This is a genomic window from Cyanobium sp. BA5m-21, from assembly GCF_024346235.1.
In the GTDB taxonomy this organism is placed as follows: domain Bacteria; phylum Cyanobacteriota; class Cyanobacteriia; order PCC-6307; family Cyanobiaceae; genus Cyanobium_A; species Cyanobium_A usitatum.
Genome location: NZ_JAGQCO010000003.1, coordinates 41,355 through 58,080 on the forward strand (window position 1 = coordinate 41,355; position 16,726 = coordinate 58,080).

At 63.6% G+C, this 16,726-nt stretch carries 14 protein-coding genes; 5 read left to right on the plus strand and 9 right to left on the minus strand.

Annotation, left to right across the window (positions count from 1 at the left end; all coding sequences use genetic code 11):
* Positions 1–22: 22 nt before the first annotated feature.
* Entirely contained in the window at positions 23–1,282 is a 1,260-nt protein-coding gene (locus KBY72_RS01645) for a type II secretion system F family protein (protein WP_254960578.1), read from the plus strand.
* On the opposite strand, the gene KBY72_RS01650 is transcribed toward KBY72_RS01645, so the two are convergent.
* Positions 1,270–2,538 (minus strand): NAD(P)/FAD-dependent oxidoreductase, encoded by a 1,269-nt coding sequence (locus tag KBY72_RS01650; RefSeq protein WP_254960579.1) that lies wholly within the window; start codon positions 2,536–2,538, stop codon positions 1,270–1,272. The genes KBY72_RS01645 and KBY72_RS01650 overlap by 13 nt on opposite strands.
* Between KBY72_RS01650 and dusA the strand changes: the two genes are divergently transcribed.
* On the plus strand, positions 2,524–3,570 hold the full coding sequence (gene dusA, locus KBY72_RS01655) for a tRNA dihydrouridine(20/20a) synthase DusA (protein WP_254960580.1): 1,047 nt from the start codon (positions 2,524–2,526) through the stop codon (positions 3,568–3,570). The genes KBY72_RS01650 and dusA overlap by 15 nt on opposite strands.
* Here the strand turns inward: dusA and KBY72_RS01660 are convergent.
* The 7 genes from KBY72_RS01660 to KBY72_RS01690 all read right to left on the minus strand — a co-directional run bounded on the left by KBY72_RS01660 (position 3,567) and on the right by KBY72_RS01690 (position 10,681).
* Entirely contained in the window at positions 3,567–4,091 is a 525-nt protein-coding gene (locus KBY72_RS01660; protein WP_254960581.1) for an RNA recognition motif domain-containing protein, read from the minus strand. The genes dusA and KBY72_RS01660 overlap by 4 nt on opposite strands.
* 90 nt (positions 4,092–4,181) lie before the next feature.
* Positions 4,182–5,576: an argininosuccinate lyase gene (argH, locus tag KBY72_RS01665; RefSeq protein ID WP_254941695.1), complete on the minus strand. Its 1,395-nt coding sequence runs from the start codon at positions 5,574–5,576 to the stop codon at positions 4,182–4,184.
* Between the two features lie 32 nt (positions 5,577–5,608).
* Complete coding sequence (locus KBY72_RS01670; RefSeq protein ID WP_254960582.1) at positions 5,609–7,000, minus strand: PP2C family protein-serine/threonine phosphatase; 1,392 nt, start codon at positions 6,998–7,000, stop codon at positions 5,609–5,611.
* A gap of 84 nt (positions 7,001–7,084) precedes the next feature.
* Positions 7,085–8,566 carry a signal recognition particle-docking protein FtsY gene (gene ftsY, locus KBY72_RS01675; RefSeq protein ID WP_254960584.1) on the minus strand — a complete coding sequence of 494 codons (1,482 nt, stop codon included), beginning with the start codon at positions 8,564–8,566 and terminating at the stop codon, positions 7,085–7,087.
* Positions 8,567–8,573: 7 nt separating this feature from the next.
* Complete coding sequence (gene nusB, locus KBY72_RS01680) at positions 8,574–9,212, minus strand: transcription antitermination factor NusB (RefSeq protein WP_254941698.1); 639 nt, start codon at positions 9,210–9,212, stop codon at positions 8,574–8,576.
* Between the two features lie 15 nt (positions 9,213–9,227).
* The gene (locus KBY72_RS01685) at positions 9,228–9,953 is read right to left on the minus strand and encodes a DUF502 domain-containing protein (RefSeq protein WP_254960585.1); all 726 of its coding nucleotides are present in this window, start codon (positions 9,951–9,953) and stop codon (positions 9,228–9,230) included.
* Between the two features lie 56 nt (positions 9,954–10,009).
* A complete protein-coding gene (locus tag KBY72_RS01690) occupies positions 10,010–10,681 on the minus strand; it encodes an HpsJ family protein (RefSeq protein WP_254960586.1) in 672 nt (223 codons plus the stop codon).
* Between the two features lie 47 nt (positions 10,682–10,728).
* Here KBY72_RS01690 and queG point away from each other — a divergent pair, with 47 nt between their 5' ends.
* From queG to KBY72_RS01705, 3 genes are all read left to right on the plus strand, one after another.
* Positions 10,729–11,676, plus strand: a complete 948-nt coding sequence (gene queG / locus KBY72_RS01695; RefSeq protein WP_254960587.1) for a tRNA epoxyqueuosine(34) reductase QueG — start codon at positions 10,729–10,731, stop codon at positions 11,674–11,676.
* Positions 11,677–11,700: 24 nt separating this feature from the next.
* Positions 11,701–12,609 carry a tetratricopeptide repeat protein gene (locus KBY72_RS01700; protein WP_254992966.1) on the plus strand — a complete coding sequence of 303 codons (909 nt, stop codon included), beginning with the start codon at positions 11,701–11,703 and terminating at the stop codon, positions 12,607–12,609.
* A gap of 65 nt (positions 12,610–12,674) precedes the next feature.
* Positions 12,675–15,203 (plus strand): DNA topoisomerase (ATP-hydrolyzing) subunit A, encoded by a 2,529-nt coding sequence (locus KBY72_RS01705; protein ID WP_254960589.1) that lies wholly within the window; start codon positions 12,675–12,677, stop codon positions 15,201–15,203.
* A gap of 38 nt (positions 15,204–15,241) precedes the next feature.
* Here KBY72_RS01705 and purF read toward each other — a convergent pair whose 3' ends face one another.
* Positions 15,242–16,702, minus strand: coding sequence for an amidophosphoribosyltransferase (purF, locus tag KBY72_RS01710; protein WP_254960609.1), 1,461 nt, complete (start codon positions 16,700–16,702; stop codon positions 15,242–15,244).
* Positions 16,703–16,726 lie beyond the last annotated feature (24 nt).

A 16,726-nucleotide genomic window follows, 5' to 3' on the forward strand; every position in this document is an offset into this window, starting at 1 on the left:
CACCACTAGGAACTCCTAAGCCATGCCTGCCTTCGTTGCCACCTGCATCAATCCTCGAGGCAAGTCATTCCTTGTAGATATCGAGGCAACCGATCCGGCCCACGCTAAGCGCAGCTTGAGGCTGCGAGGCATCCGAGCCACCGAAATCAAGGCCAAGCCGAAAACCACGGCGACGGGATCAAGTGCCGCAGCCCAACTAAGTGAAAAACTCAAATTCTCCAAACTCAATGAACTGCTAGAGGCAAAACCTGGCATCAAGGATAAAGCTGTATTTGCCAGCAAGATGTCGGCCCTTGTCAATGCTGGCGTGCCAATTGTGCGCAGCATCGACCTAATGGCATCTCAACAAAAGATGCCCCTGTTCAAACGGGCCCTGCAATCGATCAGCCTGGAGGTAAACCAGGGGATCTCCCTGGGCGAAGCCCTACGGCGCTGGCCCAAAGTATTTGACAAGCTCAGCATCGCCATGGTGGAGGCGGGGGAAGCCGGCGGTGTGCTGGATGAATCCCTAAAGAGACTGGCAAAACTGCTTGAGGACAACGCCAAGCTGCAAAACCAGATCAAAGGGGCCATGGGCTATCCGGTGGCTGTGTTGTTCATCGCCATCTCAGTCTTTCTGGGAATGACAATCTTCATCATTCCCACCTTTGCCGGTATTTTTGATGGCCTAGGCGCCGAACTCCCCTGGTTCACTCAGATGATGGTGGACCTCAGCAGCCTACTGCGCTCAACCTTTTCTCTATATCTGGTATTAGGACTTATTGCCGGGGTATTTCTATTTGGCAAGTTTTATGCCACACCGATAGGCCGGCGGCGAGTAGATGCCCTTGTGCTCAAGCTCCCCCTGTTTGGCGAATTGATTCAAAAAACAGCAACGGCCCAGTTCTGCCGAACCTTTAGCTCCCTAACGCGCGCGGGGGTGCCCATTTTGATGTCACTTGACATAGTTAGGGAAATCACAAATAATTCCATTATCTCAGATGCAATTAGCAATAGCCGCCAAGACGTGTTGCAGGGAATTCCGTTAAGTGTGGCGCTTGGACGCATGAACGTATTTCCTAATATGTCTATCAGCATGCTCTCCATCGGCGAGGAAACAGGCGAAATGGACGCCATGCTCTCCAAGGTGGCTGACTTTTATGAAGACGAAGTGGAAGCCACCGTCAAGGCACTTACCTCCATGCTGGAGCCCGCCATGATCGTGCTTGTCGGCGGCATTGTGGCCTCAATCCTGCTGGCTATGTATCTACCGATGTTCTCGGTGTTTGATCAGATCAAATAACTCTCAGCCAAAGCCTGGCCGGCCAGCCAGCCGCTGCTCCAGCAGTGCTGGAAGTTGAACCCCCCCGTCACCCCGTCCACATCCAAAAGTTCACCCACCAAATAAAGACCAGGCTGCTGGCGACTCTCCATCGTCGCCAGGTTCACCTCACCTAGAGGAATGCCCCCTGCCGTCACGAATTCTTCGCCGAAGGGGCCCCGCCCGGTAATGGCCAGCCGGGTATCACGCAACGCCGATACCAACAGCTGCTGGTGCCGCTTAGCAAGGTCAGCCCAGCGCTGCTGAGGGTCTAGGCCATGGCGCTGCAACAGGGCCAGCCATAGGCGCCGGCTGAGGGCGGGCCAGGGGCGCCAGTTGGCTAGTTGCCGCTTGGCCTGGTCTCGCTTGGCCTCGGCAAACAAGCCCTCAAGATCCTGCTGGGACAAGCCACCACTCCAATCAAGGCGCAGCTCACCCCGATAGCCACTGGCCTTGAGGGCGCGGGCAGCAAAAGCCGTGAGCCGCAGGGTGGCTGGACCGGACAGACCCCAATGGGTGATCAGCACCGGGCCCCGCTGGCGAAAAGGCTGGGCAGCCCGAGCGGCCTGGGGCTCCTGCGGCAGGTGCAAAGCCAGCTCCACCGGATCCATCACCACTCCGGCCAGCTCCAGCAGGGGATCGCCAGCCAGGGCCAAAGTGAATAGGGAGGGCACAGGCGCCACCAGCCCATGGCCTAGGGCCGCCGCCAGCTGGCGGCCGCTGGGATGGCTGCCGGTGGCAAGCACCAACCGATCGGCTCTGATCGCCCCGCCGCCCCGCACCAGCAGGTCAAAACCACCGGCAGCAGCTGCCGCGGCCCGCTGCAAGCTCACCCCCGTGTGCAGCTCCACCCCAGCCTGGAGGGCCGCTCGGCGCAAAGTGGCTGCCACCGATTCGGCACGATTTGAGCGGGGAAACAGGCGGCCGTCCGGCTCCTCCACCAGCTCGAGGCCATGGTCAGCAAACCAAGCGACGGCATCGCCGGGAGCAAAGCGCGAAAAGGGACCCCGCAGGGCTTGGCCGCCCCGGGGATAGTGCCCCACCAACGCCCGAGGATCCCAGCAGGCATGGGTGACATTGCAGCGCCCACCGCCACTGATCAACACCTTGTTCAACGGCTCGTTGGTGGCTTCCAGCAGGGCGATATCGCCAAGGCCGGCCTCAGCAGCACAGATGGCGGCCATGAACCCGGCGGCACCGCCACCGGCCACGACAACTGCAGCATGAATTGGCAGCATGGGGAGATGGGCCAGATCGATCCAGCCAGTTATCGCTTCAGTGTGGCCCCGATGATGGACTACACGGATCGGCACTTCCGGGTGCTGATGCGGCAGATCAGCAGGCGCAGCCTGCTTTACACCGAAATGGTGGTAGCCCAGGCCCTGCACCACGCCAGGCAAGCACCTGATGCCAGCGCACCGGGGGGGCGGCTGGAGCGCCTACTGGGCTTCGATCCGATCGAAAAACCCCTAGCCCTGCAAGTGGGCGGCGACGATCCTGGCTTGCTGGCTGAGGCCGCTGCCCTGGCGGCTGAATGGGGCTACGACGAAATCAACCTGAATGTGGGCTGCCCCAGCGAGAAGGTGCAAAAAGGCCGCTTTGGGGCCTGTCTGATGGCCGATCCTGACCAGGTGGCCCGCTGCGTTGCCGCCATGGCCGCCGCCTGCCCCTTGCCGGTAACGGTGAAACACCGCATCGGCATTGATGAGCGCGACTCATACGCCGAGTTGCTGGCCTTCGTGGATGCGGTGGCGGCAGCGGGGGCCCAGCGCTTTTCAGTACACGCGCGCAAAGCCTGGCTGGAGGGGCTCGATCCCAAACAGAACCGAACGATCCCGCCCTTGCGCTACGACGTGGTGCACGCCCTCAAGCGCGATCGACCGCAACTGAGCATCGAGTTAAACGGCGGTCTGGAAAGCCTGGACGACTGCGTGCAGCAGCTCGAATTGGTGGACGGGGCCATGGTGGGTCGAGCTGCTTATGCCCATCCCCTCCAGTGGAGGCAGGTGGACCAGCAGATCTACGCCGACGACAGCCAGCCGCTGGCCACAGCCTCCAGCGTGGTGGGGGGTTTGGTTGCCTACGCCGAGCAATGGCGCAGTCGGGGCGGGCGGCTGTGGCCCATCGCCCGCCACCTAGTACATGTGGTGGAGGGGGTAGGCGGCGCCAAACGCTGGCGCCAGCAACTCACCGAAAAAGCAGGGGCAAGGGACGCAGATGCTGGCGTTCTGGCAGCCGCGGCCCTATCCCTGGCAGAGCGGGGCTACTAGCCCTCGGCACCACCGTAGAAGTCGCCACCACCGCTATCGCCACCGCCACTGCGGCGGCGGCGGGTGCGCCCAGCGTCGAAGCTGTCGCCACCAGCAGGATTGCCAGCGCCATAGCTCCGATCTTCCCAGCCGCGGGCACCAGATCCCCGATCGCCGCCACCCTCATAACCGCCGCCACCGCCTGCTCCACCACCACCACCGCCTCCTCCGTAACCGCCGCCACCGCCGCCATAACCACCCCGGCGCGGGCCACCACCACCAGCTCCGCCGCCGCCGCCGGTGCGAGGCTCGGCTTTGTTGATGCGCAGGGGACGACCCATCAGCTCAGCACCCTGCAATGCCTCAACGGCCTTTGCCTCTGCTGCTTCATCGCCCATCTCAACAAAGGCGAAACCGCGCTTGCGCCCGGTATCCCGTTCAAGGGGTAGGGAACAGCTAGACACCTCACCGAAGGGTGCAAACAATTCCGCCACGTCTTCCTGCTCAGCGCGGAAGGGAAGGTTGCCGACAAAAATACTCACGAACTGAAGATCGGCCGCGGGACCGATGCATGTGGGCCAATGGGCCACTAACCGATCCACCCTAAGACGACTGACGAAAGCTGGCTGCTCTCAGCAGGCAAGTCGCATCCGAATTTGCTGCAACTGCTGCTCAACCTGGTCAAAGCCCGTGCCCCCCTCGCTGCGCCTGGCCGCCACCACCTGCTGGGGAGTAATGGCCTCATAAATGTCGGCTTCAAAGGCAGGGTGCAGCTGCTGCCAGCGCCCTAGGGGCAGGTCGCGCAGCAGGATTCCCTCAGCCAGGCAGCCCTTCACCAGGCCGCCCACCAACTGGTAAGCCTCGCGGAAGGGCACCCCCTTAGCCACCAGGTAGTCGGCCACATCAGTGGCGTTGGAGAAATCCGCCGCCACTGCCGCCTCCAGGCGCTGGGGCCGAAACTCGAGCCCCTCTTCAAACAGAATCGCCATCGCCTCCAGGCAATCGAGGCAGGTACGCACCCCGTCAAACAGGGCCTCCTTGTCTTCCTGGAAGTCCTTGTTGTAGGCGAGGGGCAGGCCCTTGATCATGGTCAGCAAACCCATCAGGTGGCCAAACACCCGGCCGCTCTTACCCCGCACCAGCTCGGGCACATCAGGGTTCTTTTTCTGGGGCATCAAGCTGCTGCCAGTCGCACAGCGGTCGGTGAGGCCGATAAAGCCAAACTCTTCGCTGGCCCAGAGAATCACCTCCTCACTGAGCCGGCTTAGGTGCACCAGCACCAAGCTGGCGGCAGCCATGAACTCGACCGCAAAGTCCCGATCACTAACCGCATCGAGACTATTGGCGTAGATGGTGTCAAAGCCCAACTCGGCGGCGGTCTGGCGCCGATCGATGGGCACCGGCGTGCCCGCCAGGGCCGCGGCCCCCAGGGGACAGATATTCACCCGGCCGCGCACGTCTGCCAAACGGGCCCGGTCCCGCTCGGCCATCTCGATGTAAGCCAGTAGGTGGTGGGCCAGACACACCGGCTGGGCCCTCTGCAGGTGGGTGTATCCGGGGATTAAGACCGTGCTATGCAACTCGGCCTGAGCCAGCAGGGCCCGCTCAAAGCGCAACAAGCCCCCGTCAATGGCATCAATTTGGCCGCGTAGCCACAGACGCAGGTCGGTGCCCACCTGGTCGTTGCGACTGCGGCCGGTGTGCAGTTTCTTACCCAGGGGGCCGAGTAACTCAATCAGACGCCGCTCAACGGCGAAGTGCACATCTTCAGCCTCCAGGCCGGGGTTGAACTCGCCCCTGGCTGCCTCAGCTCTCACATTCTCCAGGCCCTCGATCAACTGGGCCGCCTCGCTCTCGCTGATCACAGCGCAACTACCCAACATGCGGGCATGGGCGATGGAGCCGTCCAGGTCTTGCTGCAGCAGGGTGATGTCAAAACCGATCGAAGCGTTGAAGCGCTCGATCGCCGGATGCAGGCCCTGCTCGAAACGCTGGCTCCAGGTAGACGCAGTGGAATCAACAGCCATTCGGGGCTCGGCGGGCGGCGCTAGGCAGGTAATCAGCTTGGCAGGGAGGGCAGCATCAGCTCCTCCTTCACCTTGAGCACCACCATCGAAGCGTCATCGTCGAGCTGCCGGTCTGCCCCCACGAAGCGATCGAGCCGGGCAAACAGCTGGTCGAGAATCCCCTGAGCGCCGATGCCGGAGCGGCAGGCCACCTGCAGCTGAAGCACCAACCGCTCCTCGTCGAAGCGCTCGCCGCTGAAGCCAGTGGCCTCAGTCACCCCATCTGTGTAATAGAGCAGCACATCGCCTGGATCCAGCACGATCTGCTCAAGACCGTAATCGGCTTCGCTCTGCAAACCAATCAGCAGACCTGGGGCATCAAGGCGCTCCACCTGGTTGCGCTGGCGCCGCCAGATCAACGGCGGATTGTGGGCCGCATTGGCGTAGCGCAGCAGGTGGGTGCGGGGGTCGTAATCGGAATAAAAGAGGGTCACAAACCGGTGCGACTGGGCCAGGTCTTCCTGGGCCAGCTGGTTGAGGTCGTGAAGGATGCGCTCGGGGGAGTGGCCGCTCAGCACCTCGGCCCGCAACATGCCGCGCAGCATGGTCATCAGCAGGCTTGCCGGCACGCCTTTGCCCATCACATCGCCCATCACCAGCGCCCAGCGGGCCTGTTCGCGGCGGCGGCCCAGCAGCTGGGGGCGGGTGGGGATGAAGTCGTAATAGTCACCACCCACCTGGAAGGCGGGGCGGCAGCGGGCGGCCAGCTCAACGCCATCGATCACCGGACAGCGGTCCGGCAGCAGCTGGGCCTGGATTTCAGCACCGATGCTGAGCTGGCGATCGAGCCGCTCGTGGCGCCGCATGGTCTGGAGCAGGGCCTCGTTTTCCAGAGCCACGGCGGCAAGGTCGGCCACCAGCTGCAGGTGGCGGCGATGCACCTCGCTCCAGGCAAAGCCCTGCCGATTGCTGAAGATGTAGAGGCGGCCTCGCTGGAGGCTGCGGGAAACCACCGATGTGGCAACCACCTGGGCTTCGCCCAGCAACCGGCCCACCCGCTGATCAAGCAAGGCCGCCACAGCCGCATCACCGCTGAGAGCTGCCAAATCCCCATCCGCCAACGCCGCCAGCTGGCGCACCAGCTCGGCGCAGGGCTCGGCAGGCGTGGCCTGCAGATACTCGCGCCAGAGGCGGCCATCCTCGTGGAATACCACCAGCACTGCCCCCTCGGCTTCCACCAGCCGGGCCGCCACCAGCGGCACCAGCTCCAGAAAGCGACCCAGATTGGTGAAACTGCGCAGGGCAAAAGCCAAGGAAGCCAGCAGCTCCTGGTTGCGCCGCTGCTCGCGGCTGAGGCTATCGAGCAGTTGCCGCAGCGAGGCTGCAGCCGACAACAGGGCCGGACCCTGGGGAGAAACCGGATGGGGGGGCGGCTTGTTGCTCACCGATTGGGCACGGTGCGGCCGCAGCGGTTTCGCAAGATAGCGGCGAAGCGGGCAAGTGCCCTACCGGCCAAGGCAAGCAGGACCTCAGCGAGCCAGCAAGGCCTCAACAAACTCAAAGCTGTTGAAGGGGCGCAAGTCGCGAATACCCTCACCAGCGCCAATGAAACGGATTGGCAGCCTGGCTTCAGAGGCGACGGCCAGGGCCACACCACCACGGGCGCTGCCATCGAGCTTGGTGAGCACCACGCCGGTTAGTCCGGCGGCCTTGGCAAAAGCCATGGCCTGACGCAGGCCATTCTGACCCTGGCTGGCATCCAGCACCAAAAGCGACTCCACCACCGCCTCCGGCGCCAGCTTGTCGACAATCCTGCGCACCTTGCTGAGCTCCTCCATCAAGTTGTGCTTGGTCTGCAGGCGGCCAGCCGTGTCCACCAACACCAGCTCAGTGCCCTTGGCCTGGGCAGCACCGATGGCGTCGTAGACGACGGCCGCTGGATCCGCATTGGCGCTGGGATTGGAGATCACCGGCACCTTGCTGCGCTCACCCCACACCTGCACCTGCTGCACCGCCGCGGCCCGGAAAGTATCAGCAGCAGCGATCAAGCAGCTGTAGCCGCTGCGCACCGCCAAGTTGGCCAGCTTGCCGAGCGTGGTCGTCTTGCCCACGCCGTTTACCCCCACCAACAGCCATACGTTGAGTTGCTCGCGGCGGGGGGCTAGCAGGGGCTGGCCACTGGCCTCGATCGGTTGGTCGAGAATGGCGCGCAGCTGCTCCTTAAGGAAGCGCAGGCCTTCGGCGGGATCCACCACCTCCTGGTTGAGCCGCTGGCGCAGGGCACCAAGGGCCCGGTCGGTGGCCTCCACCCCAACGTCTGCCCGCAGCAGGGTGGTTTCCAGACCATCAACCACCTCTGGCGTAAGCGGGTCATCACCCAGGTTGTCGAGCAGCTGGGTGACCAAGCCCTGGCGGGTTTTCTCGAGGCCCTGGCGCAAACGAGTGAGCCAGTCGATCTCCTCAAGCGAAACCTGATCAACCCGCTTGCCCTGGGCCGCGAGTACCTCAGCCGACCAGGTGAAGGTGGCGTCGAAAGCGCCCAAGCTGGGCTCAGCTAGTTCGGGCGCTGCAGGGGCTTCAAGGGCGGGAGCTCCTGGAGCCGTGATCGCCTGTTGACGTTCGGCCCGCTGGGCCGCTGCCTGCTCCAGCAGGGAAAGGGGCGCGGCCACTGGAGTGGCCGGTTGGGCAACCTGCTGAGGATCCTGCTCAAGACCCTGTTCGGGCTGCTGGGTATTGATCAGTACAGGCTGTACAGAATCTGGAAGAGGGGGCTCAGTGGCAGATTCGGGCTCAAGCTGCCGCCGCTTTTGCTCCTCCTGCTGAGCCTTGAGGCGGGCGTAGGCCTGGCGGGCCCATTCGAGCGCCTCAGCGTTGGGATCGGAGGAAACCTCAACAGGCTGTTCTTGAGCCTGTTCTGGACCCTGACCCGAAACCTGTTCAGAAGCTGGCGGCGGGGTTGCTGATGGGTCAGCTGGGGATGGGCCGGTGCGATTAAACCAGTCGTAAACCATGGCTTGCTCAGGCCTCCGCCGCGGAACGAGCTGCCGTAAAGCGCCGCAGCACCCCGTTGATCATGCGGCGGCCCTGCTCATCGCTATAGCGATTGGCTAACTCCACGGCTTCGTTACAGGCCACAGCAGGGGGGGTGCGGAAGCTCTCGAGGTCTACGGCTGCCAGCCGCAGGATGTCCCGATCGATGCGGGGCAGGCGAGTAAGACGCCATCCCTCCATCACACGATCCAGTCGCTCATCAATCGCCTGACGGTCGCGCAGCACGGCCTCGACCCGGGCAATGGCGCCTAGGCGAACCTCATCTTGGTCGGCCAGCATCAGCAGCCGGGGCAACTCCAGGCTTGCAGAAAGGCGGTTAAGGGCCTGTTCAGCCGCGACCAGGCCGGCGTTGAGGTGCTGGCGCACCCGGGGCAACTGCTGCTCACCCTGCTCCTGCAACTCGCTATCAAGCAGTTGCTGCTGGGCGGCCTGCAAGTCTTCGGCGGAGCGATCCAGGGACTCACGCACGTCCTGGCTGAGGGTGGCGAGCACCTGCTGCAACAGGCCCTCCATGCCAGTTGGCAAGGCCGGGGCAGACGAGCCGCGATCACTGGTCTGACCAAGCATCAGCAGGGCCAGTTCACGGGAGAGGGTGCGGCTCTGCATCAGGTGGGTTCTGCCTCAGGAAAGTTGGGGGGTGCGCAGCTGGGCCAGCAGGCTGGAGAAGCTGCGATTGGGGGTGGAGCGCTCGTCGGGGTTGACGATGCCGGCGGAAATGATCGTGCGGAAAGCATCCTCCACCGAGATCTCGATATCCTTAACAGAACCCTCTGGCACAACGGTGTACCAGCCGGTGGTTGGATTCGGCGCAGTGGGAATGAACACACTCAGCATGGGCTCAGTGAAGCCTGCCTGCAGGGCAGAGCCGATCGCGCCAGTCACAAAGCCCAGGGCGTAGAGACCCTCGCGGGGATACTCCACCAGCACGACCCGACGAAACTTGCTGGAGTTGCCCTGGAGGAAAGTTTCCAGCAGCTGCTTGAGGGTTTTGTAAACCGAGCCAGCTAGGGGGATGCGCAGCAGAGTCCCTTCGCCAAACTCAAGCAGCCAGCGACCAACAATGTTGCGGGCCATCAGGCCGATCAACAGGATGCCGAGCAGGGGCACCAGTAGACCAACGCCCAGGTTGATCAGCTCCTGCAACACCGGATTGAGGGTATTGAAGGGATTGAACTGCTTAGGGATAGAAGTGAGAAACGCCAGCACGAAACGGCTAACCGTGGTGCCCAACCAGATCGTGGTTGCCAGTGGAATCACCACCAGCAAACCAGCGATCAAATCGTTCTTAAGATCGGATTGAAGCCGATCCCCTAGGGGCTGATCCGATCTGGGGCTGGATTGAACCAAGTGACAATCCGGAGATCCGGCCTGCAGCAATCTGCTTTCAACTTAGCCAGCCGTCCTCACAGCAGGGCCACTAAGGCCAAAAGCACGAAGCCGATAGCCAGCACCACCGCTGTGCCGGTGCCCACGAAGCGACGCTGCTGAATGGCCAGATCACGACCCAAACGGGCCTGGCCAAGTTGCTGCTCAGCACGCTGAAGCTGGGGTTTGATCTGAGTGTCGATGACCCTGCGAGCCTTCTGCTTTTTAATCTCCGAACTATCGGTGGCAGGGAGCTGGCCGCTCTGCTCGCCCTGGGCAACCAACTGATCGATGAAGGCGGGATCTTGAAGCTGCTGCTTCTGGCGCTCTAGCTCGCTGGTCTGCTGGGCGAGGGCGGCATCGGCCTGCATGGCCTGCTGCTCAAGGTTCTGGGTGGAAGTGATCGACAGAGGAACAGCAACCACCATCGCCAACGCCAGCAAGCCGGAGAGCACCACCACGCTCCAGCGGAGCGGGGTACGCCCGGCGGCGGGATGGTCGAGGCGACTACCGAGCAACATCAGGAGCAGGCCCACCAGGGCGATCGGCGCCTCGCCAACTAGGCGATCGGCGAACATGGCTCGGAACGGCTCCAGAGCCCAGTTCCAGCTGGCCAACATGGCTAAAAGGTGCAACCCGAAGATCACGACCAGGGTGAGACCGAGCCAGCGCAACAGGTGGCCCAGGCGGCCGAAGGAAGCAGTGCTCACAGAAGGGTCTCGCGGCAGATTTAGACAACGGCGCAACTGTACGGGCGATGACGCTGCACGCCCACCACGACCTTGCACTCCGTCTAAAACAGCAAGCCCAGCAGCTTGGGTTTGACCCGGTGGGCCTCGCCGCCGTACCAGCCGGAGAGCGCCTAGAGCTGCGCACGGCGGCCCTGGAGCGCTGGCTTGCAGCGGGATATCAAGCCGACATGGCTTGGATGGCCGACCCGCGCCGGCGCGCGGTGGAGCAGCTACTGCCCGGGGTGCGCAGCCTGCTGGCGGTGGGCCTCAACTACTACGTGGAGGCCGATCGGGCACCGGGGGCGCTCAAGGTGGCCCGCTACGGCTGGGGGCGGGACTACCACCGGGTGATCGATGGCCGCCTGCGCCAGCTGGGTCGCTGGTTGGAGCAGCAGGTGCCTGGGGTGGGCTGGCGGGCCTGCGTCGACAGTGCACCGCTGATGGATAAGGCCTGGGCCGAGCAGGCCGGCCTGGGCTGGATTGGCAAAAACGGCAACCTGATCAATCGCGAGCGTGGCTCCTGGCTACTGCTGGGCCACCTGCTCACCACCTTGGAGCTGCCTGCCGATGCTGCCGCCACACCCCTTTGCGGCAGCTGCAGCCGCTGCCTGCCTGCCTGTCCCACCGGCGCCATCACCGAGCCCTTCGTGGTGGACAGCCGCCGCTGCCTGGCCTTTCACACCATCGAAAACCGCGATCCCGAACTGCCGCAAGCGATCACCAGCAAATTGGAGGGCTGGGTCGCCGGCTGCGACATCTGCCAGGACGTGTGTCCCTGGAATCAACAGCCGCTGCGAAGCAGTGAAGATCCGGATCTACAGCCCCGGCCCTGGCTGCTGAACCTGCAGGCCGAGGAAGCCCTGGGGTGGAGCGACGCCGACTGGGATACCAAGCTGCGAGCCTCGGCCCTGCGCCGACTCAAACCCTGGATGTGGCGGCGCAACCTGCGGGCCAGCCGGAGCGGCACTGCCTAGGCTGGCCAAACCCGTCTCCCCGTAATGGCTCCGCGCTGGTCGCGCCCTGATTTCAGAACTGCCCTGCTGCCCGCTGCCCTCGGGCTGCTGCTGACAGCGGGGCTGCCCGCCCGGGCGTTGGTGCCCTACGTGTACGTGCCCCAACGGCAGGAACTCGAAGCTGCCGGTCTGGGCATCGCCCAGGCGGCGGCCCGGCTGCTGCGACTTGGTCAAGCCAAGGACGCCGCCAGGCTGGCTGCCCTGACTGTGCAGCTGCTACCAGAAGATCCCCGCGGCTGGGTGTTGCTGGCTGAGGCCCAGCTGCGCAGCAACCAGCTTGAACAGGCCGGCACCTCATTGGCCAAGGCCAAGAAACTCGATCCAAGCAACCCTGGAATCTGGTTTGCCGAGGGTTCCCTAGCCCTACGGGCCGGCAAACCCAGTGAGGCCATCGGCCTGTTGGAGCAAGGCCTGAAACTGGATAAGCGCAACGCCGGCGCCTATTTCGACCTGGGCAACGCCCGCATCCTGCTAGGCCAGAGCGGCCAAGCCTTGGCTGCCTTTGAGCGGGCCTCTTCCCTGCGCAAAGGCTTCTGGGAAGCCCTCAACAACCAGGGGCTGGTGTTGTTCGAGCAGGGCAATAAAAAGGCGGCTATCAGCCGCTGGCGCGAGGTGTTGAAGATCAAGCCAGATGCGGCTGAACCAACCCTGGCCCTGGCTGCCAGTCTGTTTGCCATCGGTCCGGAAAATCGCAGCGAAGCTGTCGAATTGGTTGGCAAGGCCCTCGACACCGAACCCAACTACGTGCTCGACAGCCACCAGAAGGACCAGCTCTGGGGACCGAAGCTACGCAGCAGCACCGCCGAACTCTTCAAGCTGGCCGAACTCAAACCCGTGGTGGATCGGGCCCTTGCCAATGCCAGCCCGGAGGGCGAAAGCAGCGACGAGGAGTAGATGGGGAGGCCTGGACATCATCTGTAGGCTGAGCCCCAGCTTGCTGCCCCAGACCCCAACACCGGATGGCCGAGGAGCGATCAGGCGAATCCATCGGACCGGGCAACGACGCCCGCATCGAACCGATTGCGCTGCACCTGGAGATGCAGCGGTCCTACCTCGAATACGCCATGAGCGTGATCGTTGGCAGGGCCCTGCCGGACGCACGCGACGGCCTCAAGCCAGTGCAGCGCCGCATCCTGTTTGCGATGCACGAGCTGGGGCTCACCCCGGATCGCCCCTACCGGAAATGCGCCCGGGTCGTCGGCGACGTACTCGGCAAGTACCACCCCCATGGTGATCAGGCCGTCTACGACGCCCTGGTGCGCCAGGTGCAAACCTTCGCCAGCCGCCATCCCCTGCTGGATGGCCACGGCAACTTCGGCTCCGTCGACGACGACCCCCCGGCGGCGATGCGCTACACCGAAACCCGCCTGGCTCCGATCGCCAACGAAGCGCTGCTGGATGAAATCGGCGCCGACACCGTTGACTTCGCGGCCAACTTCGATGGCTCCCAGCAAGAGCCGACGGTGCTGCCAGCCCAGCTGCCCTTCCTGCTGCTAAATGGCTGCACCGGTATCGCCGTGGGCATGGCCACCAACATCCCGCCCCACAACCTGGGCGAGGTGGTGGATGCCCTGATCGCCTTAGTTCGCAAACCGGAGCTAAGCGATGAAAAGCTGCTGGAGCTAGTGCCCGGCCCGGACTTTCCCACCGGCGGCGAAGTGCTGGTGGGGCAAGGAGTCCGCGATACCTACCTCGTGGGCCGCGGCAGCATCCCGATGCGGGGAGTCGCCCACATCGAGGAGGTACAGCCCGGAAAGGGACGCCATCGCCGCGGCGCCGTGGTGATCACCGAGCTGCCATACCAGCTCAGTAAAGCCGGCTGGATCGAGAAACTGGCTGAGCAGGTAAACGACGGCAAGATCGGCGGCATCGCCGATATCCGCGACGAAAGCGACCGTGAAGGCATGCGGGTGGTAATTGAACTCCGCCGCGACGCCAACGCCGAAACCGTGCTGGCCGACCTGCAGCGCCGTACCGCCCTGCAAAGTAACTTCGGCGCCATCATGCTGGCCCTGGTAAACGGCCAGCCGGTGCAGCTGAACCTGCGGCGCCTGCTGCAGGAATTCCTGGACTACCGGGAACTGACCCTGATCCGCCGCACCCGTCACGCCCTCAAGCGCTGCGAAGACCGCCTAGAGGTGGTGGAGGGCCTACTAAAGGCGCTCCATGCCCTGCAGCAGGTGATCGCCCTGATCACCGCGGCGCCCGATGCCGCCAGTGCCCGGGCGGCCCTACAGGTGCAACTCGACCTGAGCGAGCGTCAGGCCGATGCGGTGTTGTCGATGCCCCTGCGGCGCCTCACGGGCCTTGAACAGGAAAGCCTGCGCAAGGAAGCTGCCGAACTGGCCGTGGAGCGGGAGCGACTGCGCCACCTGCTCGACGACCGCACCGTGATGCTCGACACCCTGGTGGCCGAACTCAAAGCCCTGCGCAAGCGCTTTGCCACGCCCCGGCGCACCCGGCTGGTGGAGGGCGGCGATGCCCTAGTGGCCCAGCGAGCCGCAGCCATCCGCCCCAACGCCGAACTGCAGCGCCAGCAAGCCTTTGGTGCCCTAGCCCCCGAAAGCCGGCTGCTGATCCAGGCCGATGGAGCCGTGAAAATCATTAGCTCCCAGATGCTGGGGCGCCTGCACCTTGATGAGGCAATAGAACTAGGGGAGCACCCCTCGCCAGCACGCTTAATCCTGCCGATCGCCGAGCAACCGCTGCTGCTGGCCTTCACGGGTAGTGGCCGGGTGGCCTTACTGCGCTGGGAATTCGCCGGTCAGCAACCGGGGAAGCTGGAGCGCTTCCTCCCCGACAGCATTGAAGGCGAAGCGGTGGTGCAGGTGCTTCCCCTACCCAGCCAAGGCAGCCTGGGACTGCTAAGCAGCGACGGGCGCTTCAAACGGCTGCCGATTGAGGAGTTTCAGGAACTGTCTGGCCGGGCCACCACCGTGCTCAAGCTCAAGGAGGGCGTGACCCTGCAGCGGGTGGTGGCCGGCCAGGAAGGAGACACCCTGGTGGTGGCGAGCAGCACGGGCCGCGTGCTGCGGCTAAGCCTCGATGAAACCCAGCTGCCCCTGATGGGGCGCGCTGCCCAAGGCCCCCTATTAATGCGCCTGTTGCCGGGTGAGCAGCTGGTGGGTGCCGCCTGCCTACCTGCAAAGGAAGCGGAAACCAACGACGCAAACCAAAGCACAGTGGTGCTGGCCACCGCCAGTGGGCAACTGAAGCGGCTGCTGGTGTCCAGCCTGCGGCCCTGTCAGCGGGGCGACATGGGTCAGATCGGCCTGCGGCTGCAAGAACGGGGCGATTACCTGGTCGACCTGCAAAGCCCAACCGGTACTGCGGTTGGAAGCGCCGTGCTGGGACTACTGACTGATAAGGGCTGGAGCTGCCGCATCGACCTAAACGAGCTGGAGGGCGAAGACACCAGCGGCACTGGAATCAACCTGAAGCTGCCCCAAGGACAGCAAATTCAAGAACTGATTCCTCTTATCAACTAACTGCCAATCAATTAACTGCCAAGGGAACCAAGCAGCCCTTAGAGCTCTTGCAGCACCTTGGCAGCGATGCCAGCCGGCTCAAGCATCAGCTTGCTGGAGCTCACCTGCTCGTCCATTTCGATGGGATAGGCACCGTCAAAGCAGGCGGTGCAGAAGTGGGAGGAATTGGCATGGGCCGCATCCACCATGCCCTGCTTGCTCAGGTAAGCGAGTGAATCGACGCCAAGGTGGGCGGCGATTTCTTCCAGGGTGAGGCGCGCAGCAATCAACTGGTCCTGGGTATCGGTATCGATGCCGTAAAAGCAGGGATGGGTGACTGGCGGCGAACTAATCCGCATATGCACCTCGGTGGCCCCTGCATCCCGCAGGGCTTGCACCAACTTGCGACTGGTGGTGCCCCGCACTATTGAATCGTCGATCACCACAACGCGCTTGCCGGCGAGCACATCTGGCAGGGGGTTGAGCTTCACTCTGATGCCGGCCTCCCGCATCGCCTGGGTGGGCTGGATGAAGGTGCGGCCCACGTAGCGGTTCTTGATCAAGCCATCAGCAAACGGGATACCGCTGAGCTGGGAGTAGCCAATCGCCGCCGGAATACCGGAATCGGGAACGCCGATGACGATGTCGGCTTCTACCGGTGTTTCACGGGCCAGGGCCTCGCCGATTCGCACCCTGTAGCTGTAGAGGGATTCGCCAAAAAAGCGGCTATCTGGCCGGGCGAAATAGATCATCTCGAAGACGCACAGCTTGGTGGGCTGCTCGCACCAACGGCTGCGGCTGGGTTCGGCTTGGCCTGGACGGAAATGGATGATTTCGCCGGGCTCCACATCGCCATCAAAGGCGGCTCCAATGATGTCTAGCCCGCACGACTCACTGCTCACCACCCACTGGGCTTGCTGCGTTTCACCGATATGACCAAACACCAAAGGCCTAATGCCATGGCCATCCCGGAGGGCGAAAAGGCCATCAGTGGTGCCGATCACCAGGCTGAAGGCACCGCGGCAGCACTCGGCAGCGGCCCTAATCGCCCCATCCCAATCCAGGCCGCGGTTCACGGCCTGCTGAATCGCAAAAGCGATCAGTTCGGAATCGGTGGTGGAGGTGAGCTCACTGGCAATGGACGCCAGGTCGTGGCGGAGCTCGGCTGCGTTGACCAAATTGCCGTTATGGGCAAGGGCGAAAGGACCAATGCGGGTGTTGAGCACCACCGGCTGGGCGTTGCAAACCTTGCTGCTGCCGGTGGTGGAATAGCGGTTGTGGCCGATGGCTAGATCGCCAGTGAGGCGCTCCAGCACGGCCTGATCAAACACCTGGCTCACCAGGCCCATGTCCTTGTGCAGGCGCACCTTGCGCTCTGCATCAAACACGGCGATACCTGCCGATTCCTGGCCCCGATGCTGCAGGGCGTATAGGCCGAAGTAGGTGAGGTTGGCCACCGGTTGCCCCGGCGCCAGCACGGCATAGACGCCGCAGGCTTCCTCGGGCTTGTCCGGACGCATCACCAGCACAGGCCCATCAACAAT

Bases quoted from the DNA above. Each gene is read 5' to 3' on its own strand.
- KBY72_RS01700 (WP_254992966.1), top strand. From the start codon at position 11,701: ATGGCTCCGCGCTGGTCGCGCCCTGATTTCAGAACTGCCCTGCTGCCC.
- argH (WP_254941695.1), bottom strand. From the start codon at position 5,576: ATGGCTGTTGATTCCACTGCGTCTACCTGGAGCCAGCGTTTCGAGCAG.
- nusB (WP_254941698.1), bottom strand. From the start codon at position 9,212: ATGCAGAGCCGCACCCTCTCCCGTGAACTGGCCCTGCTGATGCTTGGT.
- dusA (WP_254960580.1), top strand. From the start codon at position 2,524: ATGAATTGGCAGCATGGGGAGATGGGCCAGATCGATCCAGCCAGTTAT.
- queG (WP_254960587.1), top strand. From the start codon at position 10,729: ATGACGCTGCACGCCCACCACGACCTTGCACTCCGTCTAAAACAGCAA.
- KBY72_RS01650 (WP_254960579.1), bottom strand. From the start codon at position 2,538: ATGCTGCCAATTCATGCTGCAGTTGTCGTGGCCGGTGGCGGTGCCGCC.
- ftsY (WP_254960584.1), bottom strand. From the start codon at position 8,566: ATGGTTTACGACTGGTTTAATCGCACCGGCCCATCCCCAGCTGACCCA.
- KBY72_RS01705 (WP_254960589.1), top strand. From the start codon at position 12,675: ATGGCCGAGGAGCGATCAGGCGAATCCATCGGACCGGGCAACGACGCC.
- purF (WP_254960609.1), bottom strand. From the start codon at position 16,702: ATGCGTCCGGACAAGCCCGAGGAAGCCTGCGGCGTCTATGCCGTGCTG.
- KBY72_RS01645 (WP_254960578.1), top strand. From the start codon at position 23: ATGCCTGCCTTCGTTGCCACCTGCATCAATCCTCGAGGCAAGTCATTC.